Source organism: Bartonella sp. DB5-6 (assembly GCF_000278115.1).
Taxonomy (GTDB): domain Bacteria; phylum Pseudomonadota; class Alphaproteobacteria; order Rhizobiales; family Rhizobiaceae; genus Bartonella; species Bartonella refiksaydamii.
The window spans coordinates 10,729-12,000 of the sequence record NZ_JH725128.1 but is presented as its reverse complement, the minus strand read 5'-3'; the positions used below and the strand labels follow the sequence as shown (position 1 = coordinate 12,000).

Here is a 1,272-nt window from a genome sequence, read left to right as displayed (position 1 = left end):
CCGCTCTCCGGCACCTATATCGGGCGGCTTTATTTGCAAGGCGAACTTAATCAAGACCAATATGATGCTGCGCAAAAATATCTTGAAGTGAAAAACAATTACCTATGTGCAAAAGCCTTCCCTAGCGCTATTTATGACGAAATGCCTACATCATCTGATGATGGAGCAAGAGAGAGATGGGTTGAATTTGCAACAGAACAGTTTTTTAATACGCAAGAGGTAATAAGAGATGCTCAATGCCTTTATAGACAGTATAATCTTTATGCCTCACTACAATATCTTGTTGTAGAAGATCAATCGTTACCATATCTTGTTAATTCACTGCGTATTGCTCTTAATACGCTTCTTAAACATTTCACTGTAACAAGGCAAAAAGCGTGATGTGAAACGTTTTTCTGTACAATACGTTGTATTTGTATTACAATGAATACAAAAATGAGGATTGCGTTATGACGATATCTATTCGATTGCCAAGTGATCTCGAAACACGTTTGAATAATTTAGCTGCTAAGACAGGACGTACAAAGTCTTTTTATTTACGTGAGATTATTGAACGTGGAATAGAAGAGGCAGAGGATTATTATTTAGCCTCACAAGTAAGAGAACGTATTCGAAATGGAGATGCGACTTTTTATAGCTCTGAAGAAGTGAGGAAAGAGCTTGGCTTGGACGATTAAATATGAAAAAAAAGCTCTCAGTTTTTTAAAAAAATGCGATAAAAAAGAGGCTCGGCGGATTGTTGATTTTTTAGATAAACAGGTTGCTCCTCTTGAAAATGCGCGTGTAGTAGGTAAGCCTTTGAGAGGTCAATTGTCGGGTTTGTGGAGATATCGTGTGGGAGACTACAGAATACTATGCGATCTTTACGATAGAGAGCTTGTAGTGTTGGTTTTAGCTATTGGACATAGAAAAAATATATATAAAGATTGAAGCTAATAGCGGCAATGCATATTATTTTACCTTTTAAAGCCACCAGATTTTGATCAAAAAAATAAAAAAAACACAAGATCATGATTTTTCCTGTTGACATGATGTGAAAAATCGTATTTAATAACGTCACTGCACTAGCTTTTTTGTGTCCAAAATTCAAAAATATCCCCTAAAATTTAGTAAAATATCAAGCCTTTAATATCGCTAGAAAGCCCTGTTTTCTAGGGAATTCCAGCTAATCCATTTTTCAAATAACAAAAATCATTAATTGACAGGTGATGTCATTAATTATGACTCAAAAGGAGTGACTATGAAAGCTGTCATCACTAAGCCAATGTGTGT

Annotated in this window: 3 protein-coding genes; all 3 read left to right on the top strand. The window is 35.5% G+C overall.

The window, feature by feature from the left end:
* Positions 1-381: hypothetical protein (locus MCO_RS09440; RefSeq protein ID WP_007554204.1), on the top strand; the 381-nt coding region annotated here is incomplete at its 5' end.
* Positions 382-449: 68 nt separating this feature from the next.
* Complete coding sequence (locus MCO_RS09435; RefSeq protein ID WP_007554201.1) at positions 450-677, top strand: DUF6290 family protein; 228 nt, start codon at positions 450-452, stop codon at positions 675-677.
* Positions 661-930 carry a type II toxin-antitoxin system RelE/ParE family toxin gene (locus tag MCO_RS09430; RefSeq protein WP_007554200.1) on the top strand — a complete coding sequence of 90 codons (270 nt, stop codon included), beginning with the start codon at positions 661-663 and terminating at the stop codon, positions 928-930. The genes MCO_RS09435 and MCO_RS09430 overlap by 17 nt, the downstream gene beginning before the upstream one ends.
* Positions 931-1,272: the final 342 nt, after the last annotated feature.